Genomic DNA, 2,673 nt, shown 5'->3' with positions numbered 1-2,673 from the left:
GGTCTGTGCCGTTAGATGTCTAGGTTGGCCATCACATAGGCGGTATCGTATGCGATGGATAGTAAGGTAAGAAAACTCAAGGAATCTGTTGAAGAAAACCCGGATGACGCGAAAGCTTGGTACGATTTGGGCTATAGACTGGTCGAACTAGGGAAATTCGAAGACGCGGCTGAATCGTATCAGAAAGCTACTGAGCTGGACCCGACCAACATAGATGCATGGTACGATCTAAGTGGGGTTCTGGGAGAGCTGGGAAGGTGGGAGGAATCAGCACATGCATCTGAACAGACTCTAGAACTGGACCCCGAATTTGCGGATGGGTGGTACAATCTGGGTGCGGTATACTACAACATGGCCAGATATGAGGAGGCAATAGTAGCATCCAGATATGCTGCCAAATTCGACCCAGAAAATGCCAGCGCGTGGAAACATGTTGGTTTGGCCTTCGCGGGTCTCGGCAGGATTGAGGAAGCAATAGAATCCTTCAGGAAGGTGCTCGACCTGGAGCCGGAACGAGCAACCACTTGGATGAACATGGGCGCGATGCTAGCAGGCATAGGAAGACTCGAAGAAGCAGCAGAAGCGCTCGAGAGGTCTGTTGAGGCGGATAAGCTGAATCCGACTGCCTGGAAAAATCTGGGGATGGTATATTTGCATCTTGGAAGAGAGAAAAAAGCCGCAAAAGCACTGGAGAATTACTCGATGCTTGACCACCTACAGAAACGGCTTGAGCGCGGCGGACCCTTCACTGCCCGATTGAGGGAACAGGAGAATCGGTGAATAGGATTCCTACCTGCCCTTGGTATCTTGATGGCTGTCACATTAGGCTCAATCGGTCTGAAGTTCATAATTGAGATACATTGAATCTATGCAGAACGTAGTTTCCGTTTGTATCTAAAGCATGTACAGTTAATGAGAGATTACCGCCAATGTAGCTATCAGCGACAAGTCCGTAGGTTTCATTGTTCCAGAATAGTGGATTCTCAACTATGCTGAAGTGTTCAGTATACGTACCGTTGCTGAGTGTGGCATTGACATCAGAAATGAATCCATGGTCGTCATTTACGTCGAATCTTATTACTGTATTTCCCGATAGATACTCCAAAGTAGGATTGTTTACTGACGGTTTGCTTTCATCTGGAGAGACTCCATCGGCTATGCGAATTGAGCAATTATGTGGAACTACGTTGAACATGATCCACTTGCTTTGATTCTTCTCGATGGTGTTAGCGTTTGATACGTACTTGTTGCCAATCTGAACAACAGGGTTTTTCCATAAGCTGGGTACTTCGGCTTTTACTGTTATCTCTACAGGATACCGTTCTATCTCATCTTCAACAACCATATTTAATGACAAATTATCAGCAACGGTCAACTCGGATAGGTTGGTCAGTGACCTCGCTTTCTCATATGCGATTGCTTCACCCCAAGAAGTGAACCACGTATCATTTCTGTTTGATAACCTGGTCAACTGATTCTCGAGCTCTTCCATGGATGATTCGTTGATGAAAGAGTCGGTGGTGTGACCGTACAACTTGAAGACCCTACTGCTATTCACATTCTTTATCATATTGTCCTGCTCTGGATTGAAAGGAGCTGGTTTTTGTTCGGTTATCATTTTCTCAAATTGACCGTATATCTTGTGGACACTATCATCACAGATTCCGTTGGGGTTCACCAATGAATGACCCGCATATTCTTTGTGTGTAATCGGCCATTCTCCAATCCTTTCTTTCCCCTCGTATTGTATGCCTCTGCCGAGATCGTAATACTCCATTGCAATGGACGTGGAATTCTCATCGGCAGAACCAAACGGATAGGCAAACAATATTGGTTCGAACCCGAACTTATCTTGGATCTCTCCGTAACTTCTTTCAAGTACTTCTCGCACGAGCGTTAGGTTATCAGTTTCACCTAATGCTATATGTTTCCACCCGTGCGACTGTATGTCGTGACCACGGAACATCATATCCAAGCAACATGCCTCATGTTCGTCATCAATTCTCTGGGTTACGATGAAAGAGGTATGCTTCATTCCGAGTGAATCCTCCATATATGAGACATTCCTGTCGGATACTGGATAATCGTCCCATGAGATTACAGAAGCATACTGCTTGTCATTTCGAAATACAGGGATGTATGGATCTGAAACACTGTACTCGTCGCTAATTTCGAAATCCGAAGTGGCTAACGATAAGAACGACAAAGAAAGAATAACTATCAGAGCTGATACAATGAACGTCCTTCTCATCATAACATACCTCTTGTATCTAAGGTCTTCATGCGAAATCCATATCTCCTAATTTCATAATATAATCCCTCTATTTGGTCAATTGATAGACAAAACGTACAACAACCAAATGTCAACCTGCTACCTCAGATTCATTGTTATGATTAGCTCGTGTGCCCCATATAGTATTAACTTGTATATCGAAGAAGAAGGTTAATGCGGTTATTCAAATTGCCCTCGTTATTGTGTTACATTAGGCTCACTCAGTCTGGTTATCATAGTTGGGGTGTTGATTGTCAGGGAAAAGAAGTCGCATAATCTCGGGTACATAGTTGCAGATATATGATTCGGAAAATCAATATAGATTCGAATCCAACTTTCGCCCAATGGTAGTTATGAGCAAACATGAGTCACTATCTTCTCCAAGAAAACCCAGCGTATGG

The 2,673-nt window shown here is 44.1% G+C and carries 2 protein-coding genes; one reads left to right on the top strand and one right to left on the bottom strand.

Features of this window, described 5'->3' with window-relative positions:
• The first annotated feature begins 54 nt into the window (after positions 1-54).
• Positions 55-780, top strand: coding sequence for a tetratricopeptide repeat protein (locus tag GF309_15635; protein ID MBD3160209.1), 726 nt, complete (start codon positions 55-57; stop codon positions 778-780).
• A 64-nt stretch (positions 781-844) separates the two neighbouring features.
• Here the strand turns inward: GF309_15635 and GF309_15630 are convergent, their stop codons facing one another.
• Positions 845-2,254 (bottom strand): polysaccharide deacetylase family protein, encoded by a 1,410-nt coding sequence (locus GF309_15630; GenBank protein ID MBD3160208.1) that lies wholly within the window; start codon positions 2,252-2,254, stop codon positions 845-847.
• Positions 2,255-2,673 lie beyond the last annotated feature (419 nt).

It is taken from the genome of Candidatus Lokiarchaeota archaeon (assembly GCA_014730275.1).
Lineage (GTDB): Archaea > Asgardarchaeota > Thorarchaeia > Thorarchaeales > Thorarchaeaceae > WJIL01.
Note: the sequence above shows the minus strand (reverse complement) of the source record. Positions and strands in the feature narration are given on the sequence as shown.

Excerpts from the sequence above, each read along its gene's own strand:
- GF309_15635 (MBD3160209.1), top strand. The coding sequence starts at position 55 with ATGGATAGTAAGGTAAGAAAACTCAAGGAATCTGTTGAAGAAAACCCG.
- GF309_15630 (MBD3160208.1), bottom strand. The coding sequence starts at position 2,254 with ATGATGAGAAGGACGTTCATTGTATCAGCTCTGATAGTTATTCTTTCT.